The organism is Devosia sp. A16 (assembly GCF_001402915.1).
Lineage (GTDB): Bacteria > Pseudomonadota > Alphaproteobacteria > Rhizobiales > Devosiaceae > Devosia_A.
The window spans coordinates 4168183-4194494 of the sequence record NZ_CP012945.1 but is presented as its reverse complement, the minus strand read 5'-3'; the positions used below and the strand labels follow the sequence as shown (position 1 = coordinate 4194494).

The 26312-nt window shown below is 64.9% G+C and carries 23 protein-coding genes, 3 tRNA genes and 1 pseudogene; 11 read left to right on the top strand and 16 right to left on the bottom strand.

Going from position 1 to position 26312, the window contains the following annotated elements; translation table 11 throughout:
- Window positions 1-8 precede the first annotated feature (8 nt).
- Both APS40_RS20140 and APS40_RS20135 read left to right on the top strand, forming a co-directional pair.
- On the top strand, window positions 9-941 hold the full coding sequence (locus APS40_RS20140; RefSeq protein ID WP_055048745.1) for a TraB/GumN family protein: 933 nt from the start codon (window positions 9-11) through the stop codon (window positions 939-941).
- A 15-nt stretch (window positions 942-956) separates the two neighbouring features.
- Window positions 957-1688 carry a sulfite exporter TauE/SafE family protein gene (locus tag APS40_RS20135; protein WP_236884145.1) on the top strand — a complete coding sequence of 244 codons (732 nt, stop codon included), beginning with the start codon at window positions 957-959 and terminating at the stop codon, window positions 1686-1688.
- Window positions 1689-1845: 157 nt separating this feature from the next.
- On the opposite strand, the gene APS40_RS20130 is transcribed toward APS40_RS20135, so the two are convergent.
- The 10 genes and pseudogenes from APS40_RS20130 to APS40_RS20085 form a co-directional block, all read right to left on the bottom strand.
- Window positions 1846-2997, bottom strand: a complete 1152-nt coding sequence (locus APS40_RS20130; RefSeq protein WP_055048743.1) for a Gfo/Idh/MocA family protein — start codon at window positions 2995-2997, stop codon at window positions 1846-1848.
- Between the two features lie 85 nt (window positions 2998-3082).
- Window positions 3083-4138: a sugar phosphate isomerase/epimerase family protein gene (locus APS40_RS20125; RefSeq protein WP_055048742.1), complete on the bottom strand. Its 1056-nt coding sequence runs from the start codon at window positions 4136-4138 to the stop codon at window positions 3083-3085.
- A gap of 217 nt (window positions 4139-4355) precedes the next feature.
- A complete protein-coding gene (locus APS40_RS20120; RefSeq protein ID WP_156343014.1) occupies window positions 4356-4826 on the bottom strand; it encodes a DUF2231 domain-containing protein in 471 nt (156 codons plus the stop codon).
- Window positions 4827-5015: 189 nt separating this feature from the next.
- Window positions 5016-6154 (bottom strand): annotated as a pseudogene (locus tag APS40_RS20115) (Gfo/Idh/MocA family protein).
- A gap of 4 nt (window positions 6155-6158) precedes the next feature.
- Window positions 6159-6905 carry a sugar phosphate isomerase/epimerase family protein gene (locus APS40_RS20110; RefSeq protein WP_055048740.1) on the bottom strand — a complete coding sequence of 249 codons (747 nt, stop codon included), beginning with the start codon at window positions 6903-6905 and terminating at the stop codon, window positions 6159-6161.
- Window positions 6906-6915: 10 nt separating this feature from the next.
- On the bottom strand, window positions 6916-7668 hold the full coding sequence (locus tag APS40_RS20105) for a sugar phosphate isomerase/epimerase family protein (protein ID WP_055048739.1): 753 nt from the start codon (window positions 7666-7668) through the stop codon (window positions 6916-6918).
- A gap of 229 nt (window positions 7669-7897) precedes the next feature.
- Window positions 7898-8974 (bottom strand): ABC transporter ATP-binding protein, encoded by a 1077-nt coding sequence (locus APS40_RS20100; protein ID WP_055048738.1) that lies wholly within the window; start codon window positions 8972-8974, stop codon window positions 7898-7900.
- 2 nt (window positions 8975-8976) lie between these two features.
- A complete protein-coding gene (locus APS40_RS20095) occupies window positions 8977-9882 on the bottom strand; it encodes a carbohydrate ABC transporter permease (protein WP_055048737.1) in 906 nt (301 codons plus the stop codon).
- Entirely contained in the window at window positions 9879-10826 is a 948-nt protein-coding gene (locus APS40_RS20090) for a carbohydrate ABC transporter permease (RefSeq protein ID WP_236884144.1), read from the bottom strand. The genes APS40_RS20095 and APS40_RS20090 overlap by 4 nt, the downstream gene beginning before the upstream one ends.
- A gap of 87 nt (window positions 10827-10913) precedes the next feature.
- Window positions 10914-12197, bottom strand: coding sequence for an ABC transporter substrate-binding protein (locus tag APS40_RS20085; protein WP_156343013.1), 1284 nt, complete (start codon window positions 12195-12197; stop codon window positions 10914-10916).
- Between the two features lie 204 nt (window positions 12198-12401).
- On the opposite strand from APS40_RS20085, the gene APS40_RS20080 reads away from it, so the two are divergent.
- Both APS40_RS20080 and APS40_RS20075 read left to right on the top strand, forming a co-directional pair.
- A complete protein-coding gene (locus APS40_RS20080) occupies window positions 12402-13430 on the top strand; it encodes a LacI family DNA-binding transcriptional regulator (RefSeq protein ID WP_082434555.1) in 1029 nt (342 codons plus the stop codon).
- A 138-nt stretch (window positions 13431-13568) separates the two neighbouring features.
- Complete coding sequence (locus tag APS40_RS20075; protein WP_055048734.1) at window positions 13569-13814, top strand: hypothetical protein; 246 nt, start codon at window positions 13569-13571, stop codon at window positions 13812-13814.
- Between the two features lie 182 nt (window positions 13815-13996).
- On the opposite strand, the gene APS40_RS20070 is transcribed toward APS40_RS20075, so the two are convergent.
- Both APS40_RS20070 and APS40_RS20065 read right to left on the bottom strand, forming a co-directional pair.
- Window positions 13997-15496: a glycosyltransferase gene (locus APS40_RS20070; protein ID WP_055048733.1), complete on the bottom strand. Its 1500-nt coding sequence runs from the start codon at window positions 15494-15496 to the stop codon at window positions 13997-13999.
- Window positions 15496-18612, bottom strand: coding sequence for a tetratricopeptide repeat protein (locus tag APS40_RS20065; RefSeq protein WP_055048732.1), 3117 nt, complete (start codon window positions 18610-18612; stop codon window positions 15496-15498). Before APS40_RS20065 ends, APS40_RS20070 begins: the two co-directional genes overlap by 1 nt.
- 254 nt (window positions 18613-18866) lie before the next feature.
- On the opposite strand from APS40_RS20065, the gene APS40_RS20060 reads away from it, so the two are divergent.
- Complete coding sequence (locus APS40_RS20060; RefSeq protein ID WP_156343012.1) at window positions 18867-20648, top strand: ABC transporter ATP-binding protein; 1782 nt, start codon at window positions 18867-18869, stop codon at window positions 20646-20648.
- Between the two features lie 21 nt (window positions 20649-20669).
- Here the strand turns inward: APS40_RS20060 and APS40_RS20055 are convergent.
- A tRNA-Arg gene (locus tag APS40_RS20055) sits at window positions 20670-20745 on the bottom strand.
- A gap of 200 nt (window positions 20746-20945) precedes the next feature.
- Here APS40_RS20055 and APS40_RS20050 point away from each other — a divergent pair.
- Window positions 20946-21689 carry a YdcF family protein gene (locus APS40_RS20050; protein ID WP_236884143.1) on the top strand — a complete coding sequence of 248 codons (744 nt, stop codon included), beginning with the start codon at window positions 20946-20948 and terminating at the stop codon, window positions 21687-21689.
- 73 nt (window positions 21690-21762) lie between these two features.
- Here the strand turns inward: APS40_RS20050 and APS40_RS25215 are convergent, their stop codons facing one another.
- Window positions 21763-22344 carry an ArsR/SmtB family transcription factor gene (locus APS40_RS25215; RefSeq protein ID WP_055048730.1) on the bottom strand — a complete coding sequence of 194 codons (582 nt, stop codon included), beginning with the start codon at window positions 22342-22344 and terminating at the stop codon, window positions 21763-21765.
- 136 nt (window positions 22345-22480) lie between these two features.
- On the opposite strand from APS40_RS25215, the gene trhA reads away from it, so the two are divergent.
- Entirely contained in the window at window positions 22481-23167 is a 687-nt protein-coding gene (trhA, locus tag APS40_RS20040) for a PAQR family membrane homeostasis protein TrhA (protein ID WP_055048729.1), read from the top strand.
- On the opposite strand, the gene APS40_RS20035 is transcribed toward trhA, so the two are convergent.
- Window positions 23154-23615 carry a DUF192 domain-containing protein gene (locus APS40_RS20035; RefSeq protein WP_055048728.1) on the bottom strand — a complete coding sequence of 154 codons (462 nt, stop codon included), beginning with the start codon at window positions 23613-23615 and terminating at the stop codon, window positions 23154-23156. The two genes, trhA and APS40_RS20035, sit on opposite strands and share 14 nt — an antisense overlap.
- A 149-nt stretch (window positions 23616-23764) precedes the next feature.
- Window positions 23765-24388, bottom strand: a complete 624-nt coding sequence (locus APS40_RS20030; RefSeq protein WP_055048727.1) for a cold-shock protein — start codon at window positions 24386-24388, stop codon at window positions 23765-23767.
- A gap of 273 nt (window positions 24389-24661) precedes the next feature.
- On the opposite strand from APS40_RS20030, the gene APS40_RS20025 reads away from it, so the two are divergent.
- The 4 genes from APS40_RS20025 (at window position 24662) to APS40_RS20010 (ending at window position 25980) form a co-directional block, all read left to right on the top strand.
- Entirely contained in the window at window positions 24662-25081 is a 420-nt protein-coding gene (locus tag APS40_RS20025) for a VOC family protein (RefSeq protein ID WP_055048726.1), read from the top strand.
- Window positions 25082-25224: 143 nt separating this feature from the next.
- Window positions 25225-25680 (top strand): YcbK family protein, encoded by a 456-nt coding sequence (locus tag APS40_RS20020; protein ID WP_055048725.1) that lies wholly within the window; start codon window positions 25225-25227, stop codon window positions 25678-25680.
- Window positions 25681-25768: 88 nt separating this feature from the next.
- A tRNA-Glu gene (locus tag APS40_RS20015) sits at window positions 25769-25843 on the top strand.
- Between the two features lie 62 nt (window positions 25844-25905).
- A tRNA-Glu gene (locus APS40_RS20010) sits at window positions 25906-25980 on the top strand.
- The last annotated feature ends 332 nt before the right edge of the window (window positions 25981-26312 follow it).

Below are 26312 nucleotides of genomic sequence, written 5' to 3'. Positions count from 1 at the left end.
GTGCGGCGATGAGGAACTTCCTCCGCCGCACCCTGCCGCTGCTGTCGTTGCTGGTCGGTCTGCTGCCGGCCTCGACGCAGGCGGCCCCGGCGCTGTGGCGCATCAGCGACGCCGACAGCTCGGTGTGGCTGTTCGGCTCGATCCACGTTCTCGATAAGGACCGGGACTGGCGGACGCCGCGCTTCGATGCGGCGCTCGCGGCAGCTGACCATGTATATTTCGAGATCGTGCTGGATGTGGATGCCTATGCCACGCTGACCCGGCTCTCGATGCTCTATGGCAACAACCGCGACGGACGCCAGCTCAGCGACTACCTGACGGCCGAGCAGCAGGCGCGGCTGCAGGCCTTTCTCGATGCGCACGGATTATCGCGCGAACTGATCGAGCCGATGCGCCCCTGGATGGCGGATCTGACGCTGATGAGCGTAACCCTTGCCGCCGGCGGCGAAGCGGCCCTGACGCAGCAGGCCGGCGTCGAACTGGTGCTGCTCGATGAAATCGACGAGGACCGCCGGCGCGAACTGGAAACGGCGGAGGCGCAGTTCCGGATGTTCGCCGGCCCACCCGACGCGGTTCAGGTCGAATCGCTGATGCGCACGATCGAGATCGGCGGCAGCCCGGAGCAGTCGCTCGGTACGCTGGCCGAACTCTGGCATGCCGGTGACGTCGAGGCCCTGGCGCGGACGATGAACCAGGCGCTCGGGTCGGTCGACTCGCCGATGTACAAGCGGTTGCTGAGCGATCGGAACCGGCGCTGGGCGGCACAGATCGGCCAGATGCTGGCCGACAACGAAGACGCGATGATCATCGTCGGCGCCGGGCACCTCGCCGGTCCGGTCGGGGTGCCGACGCTGCTCGGCGCGGCCGGGTTCAAGGTCGAGCGGATGGATCGCTCGATGGCGCCTGCCCCTACCCCCGGCCGGCCGAACCGGCGCCGCTAGGCGATGGACCAGGCCATGGTATTGATCGCCGTTGGCGCGGCGCTGGCGGGCTTTGCGCAAGGCGTTTCGGGCTTTGCCTTTGCGTTAGTGGCGCTCTCGGTCTGGGCTTGGGGCGTCGACCCGAAGCTGGCGGTGGTGCTGTCGGTGTTCGGTTCGCTGGTCGGACAGCTGGTGACGCTCCCATTCGTGTGGCGCGGGTTCAGCATCAGGATGGCGCTGCCGTTCATCGTTGGCGGACTGGCGGGCGTGCCGATCGGCGCGCAACTGGTAGGCGCGGCAGATCCCAACCTGTTCAAGTTCGGGCTCGGACTGTTCCTCGTCGCCTACTGTCCGCTGATGTTGTTGCTGCGGCCCGACATCCGTTTCCGCTGGGGCGGACGGCTTGCGGACGCTGCCATCGGCTGGATCGGCGGCGTGCTCGGCGGCATGGCGGCGATCTCCGGACCGGTGCCGACGCTGTGGACGACGCTGCGCGGCTGGAGCAAGGACGAACAGCGCGGGGTGCTGCAAGGCTTCAACATCGCCATGCACACGGCGACGCTGACGATCTACCTGATCATGGGGACGATCGAGACAGGCATGGTCGGCGCACTGGCGCTGACCGGCGTCGTGCTGGCGCCCTTCGCCATCCTGGGCGTGCTGGTGTTCCGGCGGCTCAGCACTATCGGGTTTCGCCGCGTGGTGCTGCTCGGGCTGACGGCGTCGGGGCTGGTGCTGATCTGGGGGGCGGTGACGGCGTGGGTGTAACGGCCGCATCGCGGCTGTGACCACCCCCACCCTTGATCCCTCCCCACAAGGGGGAGGGAGACGCCATCACCGGCATTTCGGTTCTATCGCTCTTCCCTCCCCTTCAAGGGGAGGGATTAGGGGTGGGGGTGGGGCCGCGAACTCGATAGCGCCCGGCTTATACCTCGCTGAGCTTGGTCCACTTGCCGTCCGCCTTGGACGAGGCGACGGAGGCCATGATGAACTCCATGCCTTCGACGCCGTCGGCGAGGCTGGGCAGCAGCCCTGCAACATCCTTGCCCTCGCCGCGGATCACCTGGGCGAACTGGCTGTAGAGAGTGGCGAAAGCTTCGAGATAACCTTCGGGATGGCCGCCCGGGATGCGGACGTTCATCGAAGCGGCGGGCGGAGCCGAGATGGCGCCGCCGCGGGTCAGCAACTGCCTGGGTTTGCCGAACTCGGTAAACCACATGTAGTTCGGGTTGTCCTGCCGCCACTCGAGGCCGGCCTTCTCGCCATAGACCCGCAGTTGCAGGCCGTTCTCGTTGCCCACCGCGACCTGACTGGCCCACAGCATGCCTTTGGCGCCGCCCTGAAACCTGAGCTTGATCTGCACGTCGTCGTCGAGCTTGCGGCCCTTGACGAAACTGGTCAGTTCGGCGCTCACAGCCTCGGTTTTCAGCCCGGTGACGAAGCGCGCGAGGTTGTAGGCGTGGGTGCCGATATCGCCGATGGCGCCGCCGGCGCCCGAGCGCTTGGGGTCGGTGCGCCAGCTCGCCTGTTTGTTACCGGGGTCGGCGGCATTGGTCAGCCAATCCTGCGGATACTCGACCTGCACCACGCGGATCTTGCCCAGGGCGCCCGATTTCACCAGCTCACGCGCCTGCCGCACCAGCGGGTAGCCGGTGTAGTTGTGGGTGAGGAGGAACTTCGCGCCTTTTTTCGGCTTGATCGCTGCGAGCGCCCGCGCGTCGTCCAGCGTCGAGGTCAGCGGCTTGTCGCAGATGACATGGATGCCGGCCTCGAGGAAAGCCTTGGCCGGGCCGAAGTGCACATGGTTGGGCGTGACGATGGATACCGCCTGGATGCCGTCCTTGCGGGCAGATTCCTTGGCCGCCATCTCCTCGTAGGAGGTGTAGATGCGGTCCTCGGCCAAGCCGAGGTTCTTGCCGCTTTCCAACGCCGTCGCGGCGTTGGACGACAATGCGCCAGCGACCAGTTCATAGTCGCCATCGATGCGCGCGGCGACACGATGGACATAACCGATGAAGGCACCGGTGCCGCCACCGACCATGCCCAGGCGGATGCGCGGAGCGCCGTTCTCTGCCATTTTTGTTCCTGCTCCCTTGTGGTGTTGGCGAAGGTCCCGCCGCACGCAGGGGTGACACCCGAGCGTGCGTCCCCGCGTCTGTTCTTCAGCTCAGGCCGAGGATCCGGCGATTGGCCGCCTTGTCGGTGCCCGATGCGGCGAAATCGTCAAACGCCTTCTCGGTGACATTGATGATGTGGCTTGCGATGAAGGGAGCGCCTTCAGCCGCGCCCTGCTCCGCCGACTTGATGGCGCATTCCCATTCGAGCACCGCCCAGCCATCGAAGCCGTAGGCCGAGAGCTTGGAAAAGATGCCGGCGAAATCAACCTGCCCGTCGCCCAGCGAGCGGAAGCGACCGGCCCGGTTCACCCAGGACTGGAAGCCGGAATAGACACCCTGCTTGCCGGTCGGGTTGAACTCGGCGTCCTTGACGTGGAACATCCGGATCCGCTCGTGGTAAAAATCGATGTACTGCAGATAGTCGAGCTGCTGCAGCACGAAGTGGCTCGGGTCGTAGAGCAGGTTGGCGCGCGGGTGGTTGTTCACCCGCTCGAGGAACATCTCGTAAGTGGCGCCGTCGAACAGATCCTCGCTCGGATGGATCTCATAGCAGACGTCGACGCCGTGCCGGTCGAACTCGTCGAGGATCGGGGTCCAGCGCCGGGCGAGTTCGTCGAAGGCTTCCTCGACCAGACCGGCCGGGCGCTGCGGGAACGGGTAAAGGTACGGCCAGGCAAGCGCGCCCGAGAAGGTGGCGTGGGCCTTGAGGCCAAGATTCTTGGATGCTGCGGCGCAGGCCTTGAGGTGCCTTACCGCCCACTCCTGGCGTGCCTTGGGGTTGCCGCGCACTTCGGGGATGGCAAAGCCGTCGGACAGCGTGTCGTAGGCGGGATGCACGGCCACGAGCTGGCCAATGATATGGCTTGCCAGCTCGGCGATCTCGAGCCCGTGGCTCTGTACCGTGCCCTTTACCTCGTCGGCATAGGTCTTCGAGGTTGCGGCCTTTTCCACATCGACGAAATGCGTCAGCCAGGTCGGGATCTGCACGCCCTTGTAGCCGAGCTCGGCGGCCCAGGCGCAGATGTTGTCGAGCGTGTCGAAGGGGGCCCTGTCGCCCGCGAACTGGGCAAGAAAAATCGCCGGCCCTTTGATGGTGCGCATTAGAATACCTCCCTGGGACGGCGCGGTTCCGCCGTCGGTTGTGCACGTACCTCAGATCAGTCGGACGCCCTGCTCGCTTGGAGTCCCGCGTATGGATGGAGCCGAGCCGCCGCTGACATGTCGGCAGTTACCTTCATGCTCGGCTCGAAACTGTCAAGGTGATGCCGCTGAGGAAACGACCGTTCGCCAGTCTGCCCTGACCAGGGTCGCCGGATGTTCAGCCGCTCAACGCCGCCTTGGAAACGTTGACCCCGAGATCGAATACCAGCAATCCGCCGTAGTACGCCGTCCAGACGATCAGGCCGGCGCCGACGATGGACACCAGCGGGAAGACAAACGCCAGCGGGCGCACTATCCTGACGTCGCGCAACCACAGGACGGAACGAACGATTGCCCAGATGGAAGCCGCGACGGCTACCAGCTTGCCAAGGGACTCGTGAACTTCGGCAACGCCGCTCTCGAAACCGCCCGCCTCCGCAAAACTGAGCGCGTAGTCGCCGAAGTAGAAGGCGGCGACGGCGGCCAGCGCCGCAATGACGACCATTCCCGTCGCCAGATTGCCGACGGGCGTTCGGCCGGAGACATCGCGCCCCAGGAATACGGCCACCAACTCGATCGCCGCCAGAAGGATGATCAGTACGATCGGAAAATGCACGAGCATCGGATGAACATGCTGGACTGCTATCACGGCTGTCTCCCCACGGGGCGTATCCCCGGACGTGCGACGATAGCCGGGCCGGACGTGCCTCATCTGACCTATGTCAACCGTCGGAGGCGTCCAGCCCGTCGGTGAAGTATCGTGCGTGAGCCACGGCGCGGCGCCTGAAAAAGAGGCCCGAGCGCTGCCCGGGCCTCGAAAGCGCCGAACTTCAGCGGCTCAGCGCAGCAGCGCGCGGGCTTCTTCGATGCCGAGGGCGGCGGGGCGCTCGCAGGTGGTCTGCAGGGTGATCACCTGGCCGGTCTCGCCGGCGCGGAGGATCGAAGTCATGACGTCGACCGCGTGCAGCGCCACATCGAGGTCGCAGCGGGCCTTCTTGCCGGTCTCGATCGAGTCCATCATGTCGGCAAGCCCGGCATTGCGGTAGTTGGCGCGCGGGTTGGGCTTGTCGAGATCCTGGTTGGCCTTGCCGAACGGGTGATCCCACGGCGTCACCTTCTCCTTGTCGCCGGCGCGGTTGGTGATGGTGACGTCGCCATTGAAGAAGTTCGGATCGGGCACATAGACCGAGCCTTCGGTGCCGTAGAGTTCGATATTGTGATGGCCATGGCTGGAAACGTCCCAGCTGGCGCCCAGCGTGATGATCGCCCCGAGTGGAACTCGAGGATGGCGTGAATGGTGGTCGGAGTGCCGACCTTGATGAACGTGCCCTTGAACGGGCCCTCGGCGGTCACCTCGCGCTCGGCCCGAGCTGAACCGGTGAAGGCGGTGACGCGCTTGATCGGGCCGACGAGGCTGATCAGGTCGGTGATGTAGTACGGGCCGAGGTCGAGGATCGGACCGCCACCGGGCTGGAAGAAGAAATCCGGATTGGGGTGCCAGTGCTCCATGCCGCGGCTCAAGACGTGCATGGTGCCCGAGGCGATCTTGCCCACCTTGCCCGCATCGATGATGGCGCGCGCCTGCTGGTGCGCGCCGCCGAGGAAAGTGTCCGGCGCCGAACCGACCTTGAGCTTATGCTCGGCGGCCAGCGCCTTGAGCTGGATGCCCTCTTCGACGCTGAGCACGAACGGCTTTTCGGAATAGGCGTGCTTGCCGGCCGAGAGGATGTCCTTGGAAACCGAGAAGTGGGTCGAGGGGATCGTGAGATTGACGATCACGTCGACTTCCGAGTTCTTCAGCAACTCGTCGGGGGTCTGCGCGGCGACGTTGTACTCCGCTGCGCGCTTCCTCGCGGCCTCGGGCAGGATGTCGGCGATGGCGCGGACTTCGAGGTTCCTGAACAGCGGCGCGAGGCGCAGATAGGCGGCCGAGATGTTGCCGGCACCCATGATGCCGACGCCATAGGTCTTTGCCATTGTCTTAGGCTCCGAGGGTCTTGATGAAGGCGATCGAGCGCGAGGCGAAGCGGTCGATATCGTTGGGGTTGTCGTGTTCGGCGACGAAGTACCGGGCCTTGGTCTCGGTTCGCACGATCGGCCACAGCGTCTTCCACGGCACGACGCCCTGGCCGGCATCGGCCCAGCCATCCTCGTCGGCGTTCTGGCCTGCCGGAGCGATATCCTTGACGTGCACGGCGACGATGCGGTCGCCGAACCTGGGCAGCCAGGTGGCCGGGTCGGCCTTGCCGCGGACGATCCAGGCGACGTCGGCCTCGACGTTCACCGCCGGGGCTGCCTCGAGCAGCCAATCCATGGCGTACTTGCCGTCGTAGGTCGCAAACTCGAAATCGTGGTTGTGATAGCCGAAGGTCAGGCCGGCATCCTGGAACGGCTTGCCGATCTTCTGCAGGCGATCGCCGAACGTCTTCCAGCCATCGGCCGAGGTGGGCCGATCGGTGGGGGCGAGCCAGGGGCAGACGACGACCTTGATGCCCAGCGTCTCGGCGAGCTTCAGGGTCTTGCTGGTATCCTCGAGGTCGCCGAGGCTGATATGCGCGGTCGGCATGGTGAGGCCGTTGGCATCGAGCTGTGCCTTCAGCGCCTGCGGGTCGGTGTAGAGAGAGCCATAGCCCTCGACATGGGTGTAGCCGAGCGCGGCAACCTTCCTGAGCACGTCCGCGAGGGGGTAATTGCGGGCGCTGAACAGCTGAAAACCGATATCCATTATGTGGCCTCTTTCACTTCCAGGCGGTGACGGCGGCGATCGAGCGGGATGCGAAACGGTCGACGTCAGCGGGGTTGTCGTGTTCCATCACCCAATAGCGGGCGTTGGTATGGCTTTTGATGGCATCCGAGAGCGCCTGCCAGTCGAGCGTGCCGTGGCCGACATCGGCCCAGCCGTCTTCGTCGGCGTTCTCGCCCGAGGGTGCAATGTCCTTGACGTGCACGGCGTTGATGCGGCGGCCGTGCTTTCTGATCCATTCGATCGGATCGTGGCCGCCCTTGACCACCCAGGCGACATCCATCTCCCAATCATTATTGGGCGCAGTGTCGAGGATGATATCCATCGGCAGCTTGCCGGTGGCGGTGGGGCGAAACTCGAAATCGTGGTTGTGCCAGCCGAAGCCGAAACCGCGTCGGCGGAAGGCCTCGCCGAGCTTGGCGAGCGTTTCGCCCAGCTCGATCCACCTGCTGTCGCCCTGCCCAGCCTCGCGTTCTTCCTTGGGGATCGCCGGGCAGTAGAGGAACTTCATGCCTAGCGTTTCGGCGGTCTTCAGCGCGGCGTCGGTGTCCTTGAGCTGCGCCAGGCCGAAATGCCCGGTCGGCATGGTGAGGCCATGCTTCTTCAATGAGACGGCGAGGCTATCGGCCTCGGCGTAGAGCCCGCCAAAACCCTCGACCTGCTTGTAGCCGAGCCTGGCGAGGCGGCCCAGCACACCGTCCAGCGGCGGGAAATTTCGGGCGCTGTAGAGCTGGAATGAAAAGTCCAAACGATTATCTCCTCCACTCGTGCATTTCTCCGTTTCGCTGAAACGGAGAAATGCACTCGATCCTCGGTTTGTCGCGCTTTCGAGGTGGAAAAGTCTGCAACCTTTCCTGAAAACGCTCGAGTAAAGCCGCCGCCCCGGTCGTTGCCGGGGCGGCTGCTGATTCATCGCAGTTCGTAACAGCCCGTCCGGCGCGCCGCTACGCTTCCGGTAAGCTCGATGAGCCGAAAGGTCAGATGCGGTTGCCACTCGCTGCGTTGAAGACCGAGCCGCGACCCGGATCGAAGCCGATCAGCACCTTCTGGCCGGGCTCGAGATGCACTTCAGCGGCGGCGCGGAAGGTCAGCGATTGGCCGGCGATCTTGGTCCAGGCGACGGTGTCGGCCCCCATCGGCTCGACGATCTCGATCTCCGATTCCATCTGCACCGGCATTTTCCGGGCTTCCTCGCCGACGGCGATGTGCTCGGGGCGAATACCAAGGATAGAGGCGCCGTTGGTCTGGTCGGCGAACTGATAGTTGGTGAGCGGGATCGAAGCCTGCCCGTCGACGTTCAGCGTCGTGCCGCTGAGGTCGCCCTTGATGAAATTCATCGAAGGCGAGCCGATAAAGCCCGCGACGAACAGGTTCACCGGCTTGTTGTAGATGGTGTGGGGGTCGGCGAGCTGCTGGATCACGCCATTCTTCATGATGGCGATCCGGTCGGCCAGCGTCATCGCCTCGATCTGGTCGTGCGTGACGTAGATCATGGTGTTCTTGAGCCGGGCATGCAGCCGCTTGATCTCGACGCGCAGGTCGTTACGGAGCTTGGCGTCGAGGTTGGAAAGCGGCTCGTCGAACAGGAACACATCGACGTCGCGTACCAGGGCGCGACCGATGGCGACACGCTGACGCTGGCCGCCGGAGAGTTCGACGGGCTTGCGCTGCAGCAGCGGCTCGATCTGCAGGATTTCCGAGGCGCGCTTGACGCGGGCCTCGATCTCCGCCTTGGGCATGCGCGCCACACGCAGGCCGAACGACAGGTTCTTTTCGACCGTCATCTGAGGGTAGAGCGCGTAGGACTGGAACACCATGCCGATGCCGCGATCCTTGGGCTCGTCCCAGGTGACGTTCTTGCCCGAGATGAAAATCTGACCTTCCGAGACGTCGAGCAGTCCGGCAATGCAGTTGAGGAGCGTGGACTTGCCGCAGCCAGACGGCCCGAGCAGCACGATGAACTCGCCATCGGCAATATCGAGATTCAGCCGGTCGAGCACCGTCACGTTGCCATAGCTGAGGGAGAGATCCTTGATCTGTACGCTGGTAGCCATAGTCAGCCTTTCACGGCGCCGGCGGCGATGCCACGGACGAACCACTTGCCGGAGACGAAGTAGACGATCAGCGGCACGGCACCCGTGAGGATGGTGGCCGCCATGTTGGTGCTGTACTCGACCGTACCGGTAGAGGTGCGCACGATATTGTTAAGCTGGACGGTCATCGGGAGATTCTCACGGCCGGCGAAGACCAGACCGAAGATGAAATCATTCCAGATGCCGGTGACCTGCAGGATGACCGCCACGATAGTGATCGGCACCGACATCGGCAGCATCACCGAAAAGAAGATGCGCCAGAACCCTGCCCCATCGACGCGGGCCGCCTTGAACAGCTCGCTCGGCAACGAGCTGAAGAAGTTGCGGAAAAGCAGTGTCAGGATCGGCATGCCGAAGACCGAATGCACGATGACGATGCCAGGCAGCGTCCCGAACAAGCCAACGCGGCTGAGCCCGAAGATGATCGGGTAGACCAGCACCTGGAACGGCACAAAGGCACCGAACACCAACAGGCCGAACATCAATTCCGAACCGCGGAAGCGCCAGAAGCTTAGCGCGTAGCCATTGATCATTGACAAGATGATCGAGATTGGCACGGCCAGTAAGGTAATCTTCACCGAGTTGAAGAAGCCGGGTGCGAGGCCGCTACAAGTAACACCGGTGCAGGCCGAACTCCACGCCTTGATCCAGTAGTCGAAGGTCGGCTGGGTCGGCAACGCGAAGATGTTGCCGCCGCGGATCTCGTTCATAGACTTCATCGAAGTGAGGATCATCACCGCGAGGGGAAGCAGGAAAAAGACCGCCGCCATGATCAGGAAGGCGTAGATGCCGATGCGGCCGGGGGTGAGGCGCCGGGGCTTAGGACCCGACGGCTCGACGCCCAGGCTGTTTGCGGTAGCGACGCTCACGTCGTTCTCCCCTTGAGCGAAGCGCGCCAGCGGAAGAAGAACTGGAGGAGGATCAGCACGGCGATCGGCAGCAGCATGATGGTCGCTGCGGCCATGCCCTGCCCCACGTTGCGCGAGTTGATGTTGTCGATGACGTAGGTGGCTGGCATCTGCGTCGAGATGCCCGGGCCACCGCCGGTCATGGCAATGACGATATCGAAGGTGCGGACCACATTGACCACCAGCAGAACGAGCGCTGTGGCGACGGCACCACGCATCATCGGGATGACTATGGAAATGTAAGTGCGCCAGGTGGGGATGCCGTCGATCCTGGCCGCTTTCCAGATCTCTTCGTCAACCCCGCGCAGGCCGGCCAGCAGGATGGCCATGGTCACGCCGGCGCCATTCCAGCTACTGGCAACGACCATGCCGATGAGCGCGGTATTGCCGTCGGCGAGCGGAGCGAAGTTGAAATCCGAAAAACCGAGGCTGCGCACATAGGCCTGAAGGCCCCAGATCGGATCGAGCATAAGCTGCCAAACCAAGCCGGTGATCACCGCCGAGAGGGCAAAGGGATAAAGGAAGATCGTGCGGAACGCGTCTTCCGCTCTGATCCGCTGGTCCATGAAGACCGCAAGGAGGAAGCCGCCCACGAGGCACAGGGCAATGTGGCCGAATCCGTAGAACCAGATGTGCTTGACCGACTCTACCCAACGGGCTGTCGACCAGAGGACGTCGTACTGCTTCAGTCCAACAAAATCGATGTTGATCAGGAAGAACTTCACGTTGGTGAAGGACAGGACGATCGTAAAGCCGATGCCGATCACGAACACCCCGATCGCCACGATCATCATCGGAACTGTACCGATGATGGCGGGCAGTTTGCTCAGGAGGCGCCGCCGACTGGCCCTCGATTTGAGCTGGCGCTCGGAGAGCGCCCGCTCACTGGCAGTAATGGTGGTCACTCGAGTTCAACCCCCGCAAGTGGCCGATGGCCAGAAAAAAAAGCGGCCGCCCGATTGGTAACCGGGCCGCCGCCAGATCAGAACACCTTACTCGGCGTTCTTCAGCAGTTCGACGAACTGCGCCTGAGCGGACTCAGGAGTTGTCGCCTTGTTGTAGATCAGGTCCGAGAAGATGGCGTTCTGGGCCGTCGCGAAGGCTTCGTTGCGCCAGATGTTCTGATCGGGAACCAGCGCACCGGGCTTGGCGAGAACGGTCAGGGCCTTCTTCATGCAGTCGTTCGCAAGCGACATGTCGACGTCGTCGCGGACGGGGGCCGAACCCTTGGCCGTATTGAACTTCGCCTGAACCGCCGGGCTGAGCATCAACGAGGCAAGCGAGAGCTGAGCGCGCTCGACGTCCGGATCGCCCTGCTTGAAGAATACGAAGATGTCGCCGCCGCCACGCACGTTCTGCGGATCAGGCGAAAGCGGCCCCAGCAGACAGGCGTAGTCGACGCCCGGCTTCTGACCGGCCACCTGGAACTCGCCCTGGGCCCAGTCGCCCATCACCTGGAGAGCCGCATCGCCCTTGATGACAAGCGCGGCAGTGTCGGCCCACGAGCGGTTCGGCGAACCGTCGTCGGCGTATTCACCCAGTGTCTTGAGAGTGGTGAAGGCCTTCAGCACCTCGGGGCCACCGGCCAGCTCGAGATCCTTGTCCTTCCAGATCTTCTCCACGCTCGCAGCGCCAAGCTGCGAAAGGATGAGCTGGTTGGCGAGCAGCGAAATCTGCCAGCCACCACCGTCACCGCCGACGGCGAACGGGATCACGCCCGCTTCCTTCAGCTTGGGCAGGTCGGCCAGATAGGTGTCCCAGTCGTTGGGGACCTCGAGGCCCGCCTTCTTGAAGGCCGGGATCGAGGCCCAAGCCCAGTTCTGCAGGTGAAGGTTGACCGGAACGCACCACCATTTGCCATCGATCTGGCAAGGGGCCTTCAGCGAGTCGGGACGGATGATCTTGTCCCAGCCTTCTTTTTCGGCCAGCGGCGTGAGGTCAAGCAGCAGGCCGGCGGCGATCAGTTCTTCGTACTGACGACCCGGGTTGAACTGCGCGGCATCCGGCGGATCGCCACCGAGGGCGCGCTGCATGATGGTCGCACGAGCGGTTTCGCCCAGGGCGATCGCGCCGTCCACCCAATGGTCGCCGGTGGCATCGAACTCCTTCGCGAAAACCGAAACGGCAGCCTGCTCGCCACCCGACGTCCACCAGTGAATGACTTCAACGTCCGCGGCGCGCACCGAGGTGCTGCCAATCAAGGCGGCGGCCACCAGGGCCACCACCGACACGACTGACTTCATAATGTAGTCCTCCCAACGTTCACCCAGGAGCAAAACGCCCCTCGCGAAATTTGCCAGCCGCGCAGGGCCCCCTCTTCGCGGGTAAAGCCTCCGGTGCTGGCTGCGTGTAATCGATTACACAACCCGTTGCAGAAGGTCAATGCAATCGATTGCAGGAGTTTCAGACATTCCTTGCGCGGCTGTCAAGGTCGATCTAGACAGGGCGTACGCGCAGCGGTGAGGGAGTGCTGCCAAGCGATGACTCCGGCCAGAAAAACACCGACAATTCAAGATGTTGCTCGGCACGCCAGCGTGTCCGCGGCCACCGTCAGCCGTGTGCTCAGCTCACCCGAACGGGTAACCGAGTCGACACGCGAGCGGGTTTACGCCGCGGTGCGCGAGACCGGCTACACCATCAACCAGGCGGCGCGCTCGTTGCGGCTGAAGGCGGCCCGCACGATTCTGATGGCGGCGCCCAATATCGGCAACCCGTTCTACTCGACCATCGTCGATGCAGTGATCCGCGAGGCGGCGGCGCGCGGCTACAGCGTGCTGGTGGCGAGCCGCATCGGCGACGACCCCAACCGCTGGCTCAGCGACTACCTGCTGTCGAACCGGGCCGATGGCCTGCTGCTGTTCGATGGCTCGCTCGACACCAACCGGCTGCATGGGCTGCGCGACGATGGCGTGGCGCTGCCGCTGGTCGCGGCCTATGACGAGATCCCCGATCCCAAGGTCCACTCGGTGATCACCGACAACCGGCTCGCCGCCAAGCGGGCATTGCGCTACCTGGTCGAGCTTGGCCATACCCGGATCGGCCACGTCATCGGACCATCGCGCAACCAGTCGACCAACGAGCGCTTCCTCGGCTTCACCGAGGCGATGCGGGATGCGGGGCTCGAGCTGCGTCAGGACTGGCTGTTCCCCGGCACCTACAACATGGAGTCGGGGACGGCGGCGGCCGAGCACCTCCTGGCCAGCGGCGAGCTGCCGACGGCGGTGTTCGCGGGCAATGATGAGATGGCGATCGGGCTGATCCATCGGTTGCGGCAGGAGGGCATCGACTGCCCCCGCGACATTTCGGTGATCGGGTTCGATGACATCGCGGTGGCGCGCTTCTTCGACCCGCCGCTCACCACGATGCGCCAGCCGCGCGAAGATATCGGCCGGATGGCGACCCGGACGCTGATCGACATCATCGATGGAGTGGTTCCGGACGATGATCCGATTCACGTGGTGCTGAACTCCGAGCTGATCGTGCGCGACAGCACCCGCAGCTTGCGCTGAGGCGACAGACGTCCGGCAAACAGTTGCATCACGCCGGCACGACACGAGAGGGGTTATGTGTCGCCGCGGCCACGGCTTTGCGAGGCAACCGCGAGTCGGGTTGGGACGTTCAGAGAACCGATCGGAGAGCGCCCACTGATGACCACCGTGAGAATACTCGTGCGACACGACGGCGCCGGCTGGCGGATCGCCAGCCCAGGGCGCGATCTCGACACTTCAGGCGGCCCGCGCCCCTATACTCAGCGCGACGAGGCTATCTCGGATGCGCTGTTCGCGGCCCGCATGCTGCGGGCGCTGGGCGAGAACGCGTCGGTCTATGTGGAAAACAGCGACGGTTTGCGCCTGGTCGCCGACGAAGACGTTCAAGTCTGGCGCAAGCATTGAGGCCCGCAAGGGGGAACCGGATGCTGCTCCGTGAGGATACAACACCCGGCCCACCCGATTGGCGATGTGGACGCGGTGTCGGGCAACCTCATCAAGCCGGATGCTCATCGTTATCACAATCCGACCAAGGTCGATATCTCTCTGTTTGTGCTGGCATTTTGGTGTTGCCGTGATCGGTGGAACTATGATCGGATCAGCACCGCCTTTCCGTTGATAGTGGCGTCCGACACGGAGTCGAAGAGGCAACAGCTCCAATCCCGGCGGACCATGCTCAGAATGGGGATAGGGTCGCGCCCAGTTGTTCTGAACAAGCCCCGGTCGGCGAGCGTGGCGGCAAAATCGAAGCCGTCTGCCAACAGCGCCTGCACCAGCACCTGCTGACGTTCGATCCGTTGCAGATCCGATCCTGCTCCGCTGACCCGGGTTCGCGCCCCGATCCATTGATGCAGCCGCTCGCCGGACAGGCGCTCGCTCGGCGGGCGAAACGATATCTGCTTGCGCCCCGCCTCGATCGGCTGCGTCGGCGTCAGGGGGTACCAGAAATCCATCGGCTCGCTCACCGGGACAGTCGCCTCGACCCCGGCCAGCGCCGCCTCGGTCGCGGCTCTGCGCAGGCACAGCAGCCCTTCGACCGGCAGCCGAACCTCGGCCAGCGCCTCTATCAAAAGCGCCCCACCGCCCCGCGCGAACGCGGCATTGAGGCGATCGTCGAGCCCAGGCACCCACAGATCTCGCGGCACCCAGGTCAGATGGCGCATCACCGGATCGACCAGCACGATGACATCCGTATTGGCCGACCAGTCGTCGCGGTCGAGTATCGCAACGGCGACCGTGTAGCGGCGCGTGGCTGCCTTATGGGCACCGGCGCTCGACGCACCCGCTTCGTACGCCAGACAGGCAGCGAGGACGACCGGCGATGCGGCCAGCACCATCAGCCTGTCCCGCCCCCGCGAGGCACGTAGTGCGAGCGGCAGGGTTCCCGCGAAGCGCTTGAGCCCCCGCCCGAACCATGTTCCGCGCTGCGGTGTCGGCCAATGCACTGCCCAACGCTCGCCGCGGACCTTATGCTCGGCGATCAGATCGCGCCAGGTCTGGGGATAGCGATGCGCGGCAACCACCTTCGGCGCCCAGACCGGGCGGTCCCGGCGGCGCATACGCCGGTGGAATTCGGTATCCTCGCCTATGCGCAGGTCTTCCCTGAACAGCCCATAGCGATCGAACAGGCTGCGCTCGTAGCTGGCACCATATCGATGCGCCTTTCGCTTCGGCAGGCCCGCCATTCGCCGCGCATGCAGCGTGACATGGGCGGCCCAAGCAAAAATGTTGCGGGTCTGGCTGTTACCGACCGCGGATGCCACAGCGCTCTTGCCCGCCCGGTGCAAGGCGAGGCGCTCGGCCGCCCAATCGTGCGCCGCAATCAGGTCGGATGCAAGAAAGGCCACCCAGCGCGCCCGTGTCGCTCGGATACCGACATTGCGCGCCGCACCGGGCCAAAGCAGTTCGGGGATCTCGATGCTTCGGATACCCTGCCCATCCGGCACCAGGCCGGAGAGCTTCCCGCCACCGGAGTTGACCACCACGATCTCGAGCGGCTCGGGTTGCCTGAGCAGCGAGTCTATCGCGAGCCGCAGTTCCGGCGGCGCGCCGACCGACAGCACGACGACGGCGAGTTCAGGTTCCATCACGCAGTGGAACTCCTGAGGCCGCGACACTCACCATCGGGTCCGAGCAGTCGCGCATAGCGCCAATGCGCTGCGATGAGCGAGCGCACCCTGTCCGTCGTCCCGGTGGGCGAGCGGTAGATGGCGACATCGGCGATGCCTCTGGTGCCGTAGCCACACCAATGATCGGCTGCACTCCCGATATCGATGGCTATCCCCCCGGCCCGCTTGATCCAATGACAGTAGATCTTGCCCAGCATGCCTGCCGACACCAGGACAGTTCGCCCCGGCAATGTTTCCGGCAGCACGCCCCGCAAGTGCTCGAAGACGGCAGGGAAGTGCTGCTCGCCATTGCCATTGGCAAAAGCCGCTGCGTATTTACGCTCCGGGGGAATGCGATGCGTCCGGCCGATGCGAACGCCGTGCGCGCGTGCCAGCACTTCGCCAAGCTCGGCGTGGCAGGTGATCAGATCGAGCTGGCCGAGACGCGGCAGAATGAGGTCCCACAAGCCCCAGAAGGCAAGCGATTGATGGACGTGGCACGTGGTCCAGGCGGCGGAAGCGCAGTTGGTCGCGACAAAATCCGTGGCGGCGAGCAGCCCGCGCATGTTTCGACCGTTAGCCAGAAAGGCGGTTCGCGCCGTCTGATAGAAGATGCGGGTCGCTCGATCGAGGTCGGGGATGCCGATTACATCCGCGGCGCGTATCGCCTGTTGCAGTTCGCCGACGAGTTCGAGCGTCGGCGAACCGTCCCGCCCCCACCAGGTCCTGCTATTTTCGGCAAGATCGATGGCTCGGAACGTCTGCAACTGGGGCCGATAAGGCAGCATGGCGCCTTCCCCGTCGCCGAGCCGAAGCAGCGAGAACGGCGTCTTTGCGTCCGCTGCGTCGGTGATGCGCAGCGCCACCTCCAGTGCGTCCTGCAGCAGGAACGATGCATCGAGCAGGTGCGCATCCGGGGTCAGGCGACGATGTCGCGCCAGCGTCTCGACAAGCTCTCTCAGGACGTCCGTCCCCTCGGCAGCTCCCTCGTCATCCATCGCCACCAGCACCCGTTGTTCCGACGGCTGGTCCGGCGTCATCAGCCTGCCCTGGATCAACGCCTCGTAGCTGTCGAGCCGAAGGTGCTGAAACAGTCGGTTCAGCTTCAGCGCCCGGCCTGCTCGCCCCGCCGAGATCGGCAACCCCTCGAGCACCGACCTGGCCAGCGGAACGCCGCCGATCTGCTGAGCAGCCGTCACCATGGCCGCAAGGTTGCCGCCCCCGATCTTCTCGATCGTTCCCTGTTCCCAGGCGGCCTGCAGCAACCCGTCGGCTTCGGCATAGCGGCGCGCCTCGACCAGGCACCCGATCGTCAGCGACGCACGTTGAGTGCTGCTGCCGGCGGAGCTGCGCTGCACCAGGTGCAGGGCATCGTCGATGCGGCCCAACCGCCGCAGGGCCGTGACGTGCATCCCCAGGAGTTCCCAGTCGCCTTCGGTCACGGCGCGATGCCGTGCCAACAGCTCGTCCATCCCTGCCCAATCATGCATGGCCGAGTAAAGCTGGGTCACGGCGAACAGGTAAGCCAGGGGTTCGTCCTGCTCGCTTATTGCCGCGACGAACTGCTTCGCCTCATCCAGCCGGTCCAACCGGCAGAGCAGGAGCGCATGCCGCTGGGCCACGGCAGCATCGCGCGACAACGCCCAGATCCGGCGCTGGAGCTCGATTGCTTCGGCCCAGTTGCCGCGCTCGTTGGTGATCCGCTCAAGACCGCGAAGCCCTTCCACCAGATCCGGAGCGAGCGCCGTGAGCTTGCGATAGGCAAGTTCGGCCTCGTCGAGCCGACCGAGCCGCAGCGCCGCCCGGCCGACGCCCGACAGCGCCCCGAGTTGTTGCGGCCTGAGCCTGCCGACTACACCCCAGGCGGCGAGCGCATCTTCCCACAGTTCCAGCTGCTCGGCGGCCTTGGCCGCGCCCCGAAAGGCCGACGCCCGGTCGGGCCGCAGCCGCTGCCAGGTTTCGAACGTCGCCTTGGCCTCTACCGCATGGCCAAGGCGCAGCAGGGCCTCCGCCCTGCCCTGCAGCGCGTGACTGGATTTGGGCAGCACCTGGCCGAGCCAGGTGAAGGCATTGAGGCGCCAGATCAGCTGGCGCCGCCGGCGCGCTGGAAGGTCGCCGCCCGGCAGGCGCTGCGCCGCCCGAGCTTCGGCCGTTTCGCCGAGCCGCCGCTCGATCGCCGGCAGCAGATGTCGCCAGGCGGCACCGTTCGCCATCTCCACGGGGGTCCATTGACTGTAGGCCAGGTCGCAGAGGAACTGGGCGCGATCCGGCTCCAGCGGCGCCTCGATGTCGTCGAGGCTCGTGGAACAGAGACGATAGGCGAGATTGGCCGGCGACAGGCAGATCGGCGGTACGCCGGCCAACAGCGCATCCACGGCGCCGCCCGATGAGTAGGTGATGCAGGTCCACGCATCGTTGATGTCGGCGGAGAAGGTGTTCTCGATCGGCGAGATCGTCAGATCGGCAACCTCGCTGCAGGCCGCAATGGCTTTCTCCCGGTCGCGCCAGCGCATGCTGGGATGCAACCGCACGCGGATCGGCCGATCGGATCGCTCGCGTACCGCCCTCGCGGTTTCTCCCAGCCATTGAGCGATATCGAGGCCGCGCAACGATGCGTCCCGCCCGACCTGTCCCAGGATCAGCACGTGCCGACCGGAGCGGCGATAGGCTGCAACCTCGAGGCCCAGTTCCCGGCGCTGGGCTTCCCATCGATCCGGCGGGCTGTTTGCGGCGCAAAAGTCGGCATCGTCGCCGAGCGCGCCATCGAGCGCCACCCTGAAATAGGGGTGGACCTGTCGCGGTCTGAGGGGCCGGCGACGCAACGCCGCCAGCCAGTTCGGCAGCGCCGGCCTGAAGCTGCGCCCGAGCAGGCTGCTCTCGATGACGACGATGGGGCCCTTGTGCTCGCGGTAAATGGAGTTGCGCAGTTGCCCCTGCAGCGACCGACGCTGCGGATTGGCAAGGCCGTACATGATGGCGACGTCGCAGGGCTGGTAGAGCCACCCCCTTGTCGGCGTAACCTGCATTCCTTCAACGCCGAACCGCGAGATGTCGGTGAAGCTGACGCTGTCGGTGAATATTCGGGCGTGAAGCATCGAACGCGTGCACCAGGGTAATGACAATCGTTATCACGGTATTCGGCCTCGAACACGCCATTGCCGTGTGCAGACGACTGTCGGCGATCGAAAGTGACAATAGTGCCAGCGCTAAGACGTTCTTCCTGAACCTGAAATGACTGACCGGGCTATCCACATGCCTACCGGGAGGCCGCAACGCGGGGCCGAGGACGTTGTCAGCGCCCGCTTTCAGGGGTACTGACCGGGCACTGGCGGGAAGTGGACCAACAGGCGTGACGACCAGCAACAGCCGAAAGCCGCGGGTGGAAAGCATCCCGAAGCCGGGTCAGTTGCCGGTGGTCAGGCGACTTCTGGCCGAAGCGATAGGCGGGCGCCGGGCCAGTTATTTCGGGGCGGTGATCTGCATGGTGCTGGTGGCTGTGGCCACCGCCGCGCTGGCCTGGCTGATGCGCCATGTCGTCAATGACGTGCTGGTTGCTCGTGCGCAACCGGCCATGTGGCTGACCGCCGGCGCCGTCCTCGCCGTCTCACTGACCAGGGGGCTCGCCGATTACGGCCAGACGGTGCTGCTTGCCGGCGTCGGCAACGAACTGGTCGCCGGGCTGCAGCGCCGCATCTTCGACAAGGTGCTGACGCTCGGGGTCGATGATGTGGCGCGCTCGCACTCGGCCAAGCTGATCAACCGCCTCATCGGCCATGCCGGCGCCGCCCGCAACGTACTGGTGCGGATCTCGACCAGCGTCGGATGCGACCTGCTGACGGTGATCCTGCTGACCGCGGTAATGATCGCCCAGGACGTCGCCATGGGCCTCGCCACCATCCTCGTGGCGCCATTCGCCCTGCTCGGCCTCAACCGTATCATGCGCCGCATCCGCGATCTCGCGGCGCGCGAGCAGCAGAGCGTCGCCGGCGTGATCCAGTCGATGCAGGAGACGGTTCAAGGGGTGCGGGTGGTGAAGTCGTATGCCGCCGAGGACGCGATGCGGAGGCGGTTCGAGGCGGCCAGCCGCGATTCGCTGGGACGGGCCAACGGCGTGGTGCGCATCCGCGCCTGGACGTCGCCGCTGATGGAGGGGCTCGGCGGCGTCCTGATTGCCGGCTTCATCCTTTATTCCGGCTGGCAGACGATCGCTGCGGACAAGTCGGCCGGGGAGTTCATCGCCTTCATCCTGGCCTTTCTTCTCGCCTACGAGCCGGCCAAGCGCCTGGCCAAGGCCCATGTGCTGCTGCAGCGCGATATCGTGGGAATCGAAAAGATGTACGATTTCCTCGATCAGCCGGAACCGGAGCCGGATTTCGATCCACGCCCCGATCTGGCGACGGCCCGCGGCCCGATCAGCTTCTCCGACGTAGCCTTCGACTATGGACCGGGCCGCCCGGTGCTCGATGGAGTCTCGCTCTCGATCGCGCCCGGCGAAGTCGCAGCCTTGGTGGGGGCTTCAGGGGCGGGCAAGTCGACCATCGCCGGATTGTTGCAGGGCTTTTACGCTCCACGCCAGGGAGGCATCAGCATCGGCGGCACAGATATCTCGACCGTCAACCGCGCCAGCCTGCGCCGCAGCATCGCCGTGGTGAGCCAGGACCCGGCAGTGTTCGCAGGCACAGTGAGGCAGAACATAGCCTTAGGTCGCGAGGGGGCATCCGATCTCGAGATCGAGGCGGCGGCGGAGGCAGCCGGAGCGCTGCCGTTCATCAAGGCCCTGCCGCTGGGCTGGGATACGCCGGTCAGCGAACGCGGGTCGACACTTTCGGGCGGACAGCTGCAGCGCATCTCCATCGCCCGGGCGCTGCTCAAGGATGCGCCGATCCTCATCCTCGACGAGGCGACGTCGGCATTGGATGGTGAAACCGAACGGCACGTCCATGCCGCCTTGCGCCGGCTGATGGCCGGCCGAACGACGCTGCTGATCGCGCATCGCCGCTCGACCGTCGAGAATGCCGACCGCGTGCTGGTGCTCGACGCCGGCCGGATCGCAGCGGCGGGCACCAATGACGAACTTTTGCTGACCAGCCCATCGTACCGGCAATTGTTCGAGCCGGCTCCCTCGGCATGACACCGTGCAAACGGGAATTTCTGGTGACCTCGGCAGGATTCGAACCTGCGACCAACAGCTTAGAAGGCTGCTGCTCTATCCCCTGAGCTACGAGGCCATGGCGGGGGTGTAGCGCAATCGGGACGGAATGTCAGGCCTCGGGTTTGCCGACTCCCAATCGCGATGGCAGGGTGCGAGGACGCCGGGTTTGATCCACGCTTCGAAGCCGGAAACAGACTTCTCCCACAGACCGACCGCCGTGGAGACCCTGCCCTGTTCCCCTATCTCACGCGGATCTTCTGGCTCGTCGTACAACCGTTGTCGCTGGTCGTGTTGCTGCTGCTGGCCGGGCTGGCGCTGAGCTGGCTGAAGCGCCGGTGGATCGCCCGCCTCTTTGTCGGATCGGCCCTGCTGCTGCTGTTCGTCTGCTGCTTCACCACGTTCGGCTATGTGCTGATCACACCGCTGGAGCAGCGGTTCGAGCGACCATCCGAGCCGGCGCAGGTCGACGGGATCGTGGTGCTGGGCGGCGGCATGGATGGCGAGGTGAACTCGGTGCGCCGCGGCTACGAACTGAACCGCTCGGGCGACCGCTATGTCGAGGCCCTGCGCCTCGCGATTCGACATCCCGGCGCGCGGATCGTCATTGCGGGCGGCCCCGCAGCGCTGGTCCAGCAGGAGCCGGAAGCGCTGGCGGGTAAGCGATTTTTCGAGGCTTTCGGCGTCGCACCCGAGCGAATCCTGACCGACGACCAATCCCGCAACACGGAAGAAAATGCCCGGTTCGCCAAGCAACTGGCAGGAGCGACCGATGGGCAGACCTGGCTTCTGGTCACCTCGGCGTTTCATATGCCGCGCGCCGTAGGGTTGTTTCGCAAGGCGGATTTCGCGGTGGTCCCCTGGCCGGCAGACTACCTGGCCAGCGGCGCCGAAGGTCTGGGGATCAAGCCGGATCAATCCACCGAAAATATCTCGGTGAGCAGCCTCGCCTTGCGCGAATGGGCCGGCCTCCTCGGTTACTATCTGACCGGGCGGATCGACGAAGTGCTGCCAGGGCCCTGACAGGCTGCCGCAGGTCCCGGGTTCCGCGGGGCATCTGCGTACGCGTGCGGACGTCGCGGCGACGGCGTCCGGGCTACAGGTCGAAGAACGACAGCTGGGGAGTCTGCTTGGGCGGCGGCGGGGCGACCGGTTCCGCTTCGGCCTTCGGCTTGGCAACACGCGGCTTGGCCGGCGCCTTTGGCTTGACGATGATCGCCTCGGGAACCGCCTCGGCGACGGCAGGCGGGGGCGCGGGCTCGGCGGCCACCACAGGCTCCGGCGCGAGCACCTGAGGGGCGATCGGCTCGGGCATGATGATCGGTTCCGCGACGACGATCGGTGTTTCTACCGGGGCCGGCACTTCCGGCACGGCAGCGACAGCCTCGACGAGCGCGGCCTTCCTCGACTTGCCCGGCGGCTTGCGGTGGCAGTCCAGCCAGGCAATGCCAGGCTTCAGCTCGTCGCGCTGGAACGAATAGAGGTTCTCCCGTCCCTGCTTCACTTCCTGCACCAGCCCGGCCTCCTTCAGCACCCTCAGGTGCCGCGAAATGGCAGGACGACTGATGTCGAAGGCCGCGGCCAGTTCGTGCACCGGGCGAGCCTTGGCGTGCAGCAGTTCCAGCACTCTGAGGCGGGTGGGATCGGCGAGGGCAGAATAGAGGTCGGCGAGACTCATTTCGTCTTCCGAAACAATGAACTGCGCGGACAGTTGTAACAACTGCGTTACGTGTCAAGCGCTCGACGCGCGAATGGGTTGACTGTGACAGTCCGATGACGGGATTGTCACAGCTTATTTTCGCGAAAGACCAGCTTTGACGACCGAAACGACCATTGCCCGCACCTGGTGGACCCGAGGCCGCCCCTTCACGCTGCCCGAGCTGATCGCGGACGGGGTGGTGCACGGCATCGGCATCGTCGTGGCGGTAGCGCTTGGCGCGGTGCTGCTGGCCTTTGCCGGCTACGAGACAGCGCCCAACGAGTTGCCGGCCCTGGTGCTGTACGTGGGGAGCCTGTTGCTGGTGCTCGGCATCTCGCTCGCCTTCAACCTCTGCCCGATCGCCTCGCCGGCCAAGCGCACCCTGGCGCGGCTGGACCAGGCGGCGATCTTCCTGTTCATCGCCGGCACCTACACGCCGTTCCTGGTGCTGCTAGGGGCGACGCCCTCCAGCATCATTACCGGCGTGCTGATCTGGGGATCGGCGCTCACCGGCATGGCGCTGAAACTGTTCGTGCCGCACCGGTTCGGGCGCGGCGCGATCGTGCTCTATCTGGGGATCGGCTGGAGCGGCGTGTTCGTGTTCCAGGCGCTGGCCTCGCACCTGCCCAGCGCAGCACTGTGGCTGCTAGTGGCGGGCGGGCTCTGCTACAGCGTCGGGCTGATCTTCCACCTGTGGGAACGGCTGACCTTCCACAATGCCGTATGGCACGGCTTCGTGGTGGCCGGCGCCAGCCTCCACCTCGTCGCGGTGCTCGACTGCATGGTGATCAGCCGGCTATAGCGCCGTTCTTGATCCGGTCGTGCACCACCCGGTCGCCGGCGGCAATTCCCAGTTCCTTGGCGCGGCCGCCGGGGATTTCGAGCACGAACATCACCGGGCCGTCGGATGGGATAGACGTGAGGTCGAGCGGGCGGGCGTTGGCGTGAATATTGGCCACCAGGCCCTCGGCGGTGATGAACACCATGTCGAGCGGGATCAGCGTGTTGCTCATCCAGAAGCTGACTTCGCGGCTTTCCTTGAAGTCGAACAGCATGCCGGCATCGGGTGCGAGGGTCTCGCGATACATCAGCCCCTTGGCTCGGCCTTCCGGCGTATCCACCACCTCGACGGTGAAGCTGTGGCTGCCGTTGCGCGACTCGATGACCAGCCGGTCGTCGGAGGCGCACGCCGTGAGCGTCAGGAACAGGAAGGCGACGAAGGCGCCATGCAGGGCCCGGAAGATGTTCATGGAGAGCTTTAGGGTCAGGTGTGGATCGGCGTCACCTTAGCGCGACGCTCCGGGTTCGGGAACAGCGTTGCGAGTCCGCTTGGGCTCTCCGGCACCCCTCGTCACTCCATCCCCGTGAGCATGGCTTCCGGAGGACGATCAGCAGGAGATCAGTGCGAGGATGGAGCGTCGCCCCAGCCGTCGGGGCGGATTTCGGCGACCATCAGTCCCTTGGGGCCGGTGCCGTAACGCACCAGCACGTGCTGGCCGGGACGCAGCTCGGTGATGCCGAAGCGCCGCAAGGTCTCCATGTGGACGAAGATGTCCGGAGCCCCGTCGCCGGCCGACAGGAAGCCGAAGCCGCGGATGCGGTTGAACCACTTGACCTCCAGCCGCTCGAGGCGGCTGGTCGGCTCGACCGTGACGTGCGTCCGCGGCGCCGGCATCTGAGCCGGGTGCTTGGCAGTCGAATCGTCCATCGAGAGAATACGGAAGGCCTGCAACCCACCCGGCCGCGCCAGGGCCTCGACGACGATGCGCGAGCCCTCATAGGCGGTCTGGTAGCCATCGCGCCTTAGACAGGTCACGTGCAGCAACACATCGGGGCGGCCATCGTCGGGGACGATGAAGCCAAATCCCTTGGACACGTCGAACCACTTGATCGACCCAACAACCTCGATGACATCGAGATTGGCGTCCCCGCCGTGATCGGTTGCCGTATGCTGTCGACGCGGGTCGGTCTCATCGGACCGGAACCCGGGTTCGCCACCATCGGCTGTAAACTTGGCCCCCATGCGTCAAGCCTTTTCGTACTCGCCCCGCTGCTGATCGGGGTACGCCACATGTGGGACACTGTGTCCGATTCAGCACAGGAAGTTAAGAAGCGTTTACGATTTTGTCAGGGGTTTTTCGCAACTGCCTCGGAGCCGCCGGTGGCGCAGCGAAATCAGCGCGGTCGACAGCATCATCCGCCGTTTTTCACCACCCGCTGCCGACGAGTGTCCAACTTGATGCGGGCGGCCAGCCGTTGTAGGCCGCACGCACCACAGTTGCAGGGAGGACAAGACTTGAAATATCTCCACACCATGGTGCGGGTCACCGATGTCGAGGCCAGCCTTCGGTTTTATCGCGATGGCCTCGGGCTCGAGGAGATCCGCCGCACCGAGAACGAGAAGGGTCGCTATACGCTGATCTTTCTCGCCCCCAAGGGACAGCACGAGACGCCGGTCGAGCTCACCTATAACTGGGACCCCGAGGTCTACACGGGCGGCCGCAATTTCGGCCACCTCGCCTATGAGGTCGAGAATATCTACGAGTTCTGCGCCCACATGCAGAAGCTCGGCTACACCATCAACCGCCCTCCCCGCGACGGCCGCATGGCCTTCGTTCGTTCGCCCGACAACATCTCGGTGGAGATCCTGCAGGAAGGCGCGGCGCTCGCTCCGGCCGAGCCGTGGCTGTCGATGCCGAACACCGGCGCCTGGTAACGGCCTTCGGGGCAGATGCGGTAACCGAGCGCTAACCAATCGGCTTAGCGGGCAGTTAGCCAAGACTGAGTAGCTTCCTCGAGCGCCGGCCGGGCAAGGGCCGGCGTTCTGCTACCGCCCTCCGGCGGCATGGGAAGTGACCAATGATCCGACTGATTGCGGCGCTCGCGAGCGCCCTGCTGCTGAGCGGCTGCTTCTTCGTGGGTGGCGGCGGCGGCGCCTCGTACAGCGGCTACGTACAGCGCGCCGGCATGTACCTGTCGTCCGAGGACGTCGACAATTCCTGCGTCTCGCCGAAGCTGCGCTCGGTGATCGCTTCGTTCGAACGCAAGTTCGGCAGGAAGATCGTCGTCAACTCGCAATATCGCGACCCGATCCGCAACATCATCGGCGGCGGCGAGGACTCGAGCTACCACATGCGCTGCATGGCGGTGGACTTCTTCATTCCGGGTGTCAACAAGGGCCAGCTCGTCGCCTTTGCCATGCGCAACGAGCAGGTCGGCGGCCTCGGCTGCTACCCCGGACGCAACTTCATCCATGTCGATGTGCGCGACCGGCCGCGCGGCTGGAAGAAGCCCGTCACGTTCTCGGGATGCTAGTTGTTCCACAGGGCCGGAGTTAGCGACCAGTTCTTCGAAAAACACCCTTGCCAGCCCGGATGAACCTCCCTATACGGACGCCACCGCGGCGCCCTTCGTCTATCGGTTAGGACGGCACCCTTTCACGGTGCAGAGAGGGGTTCGACTCCCCTAGGGCGCGCCACCTTCCCCTCATGGGCCGGTGGTTGACGGTACGGCGCTCATCGCCGATAACAGAGTTCCTCCGCGCCCATCGTCTAGCGGTCAGGACACCGCCCTCTCACGGCGGGAACAGGGGTTCGATTCCCCTTGGGCGCGCCAATCTCTTCAGATCATCTGCCGGGTTCCAGCCTTTTTCGCCCACTAGGCGCCAAGGACCTTCTTCTGGATGGGACGCCGAGCCAAAACCACGCGCATCTGTTCCCGAGCCGGCAGCGATGAAAGCGCGGCGCCAGCGACAAGCACGCCGGGATCAGCATCGATGCCCGGCACCGTTCTGGTGGATCAATTAACAAACTGACATGCATTGGACGCCGGAGCGTGACACGCTCGTCCCAAACGGGAGGTTGCCATGGATCGGGAATGGTGGGTCGGCAGAGTGCTGCCGGGCTTTGTCGGAGCCTTCATCTTCTTTGTCTTGTTGCTGATCTGGA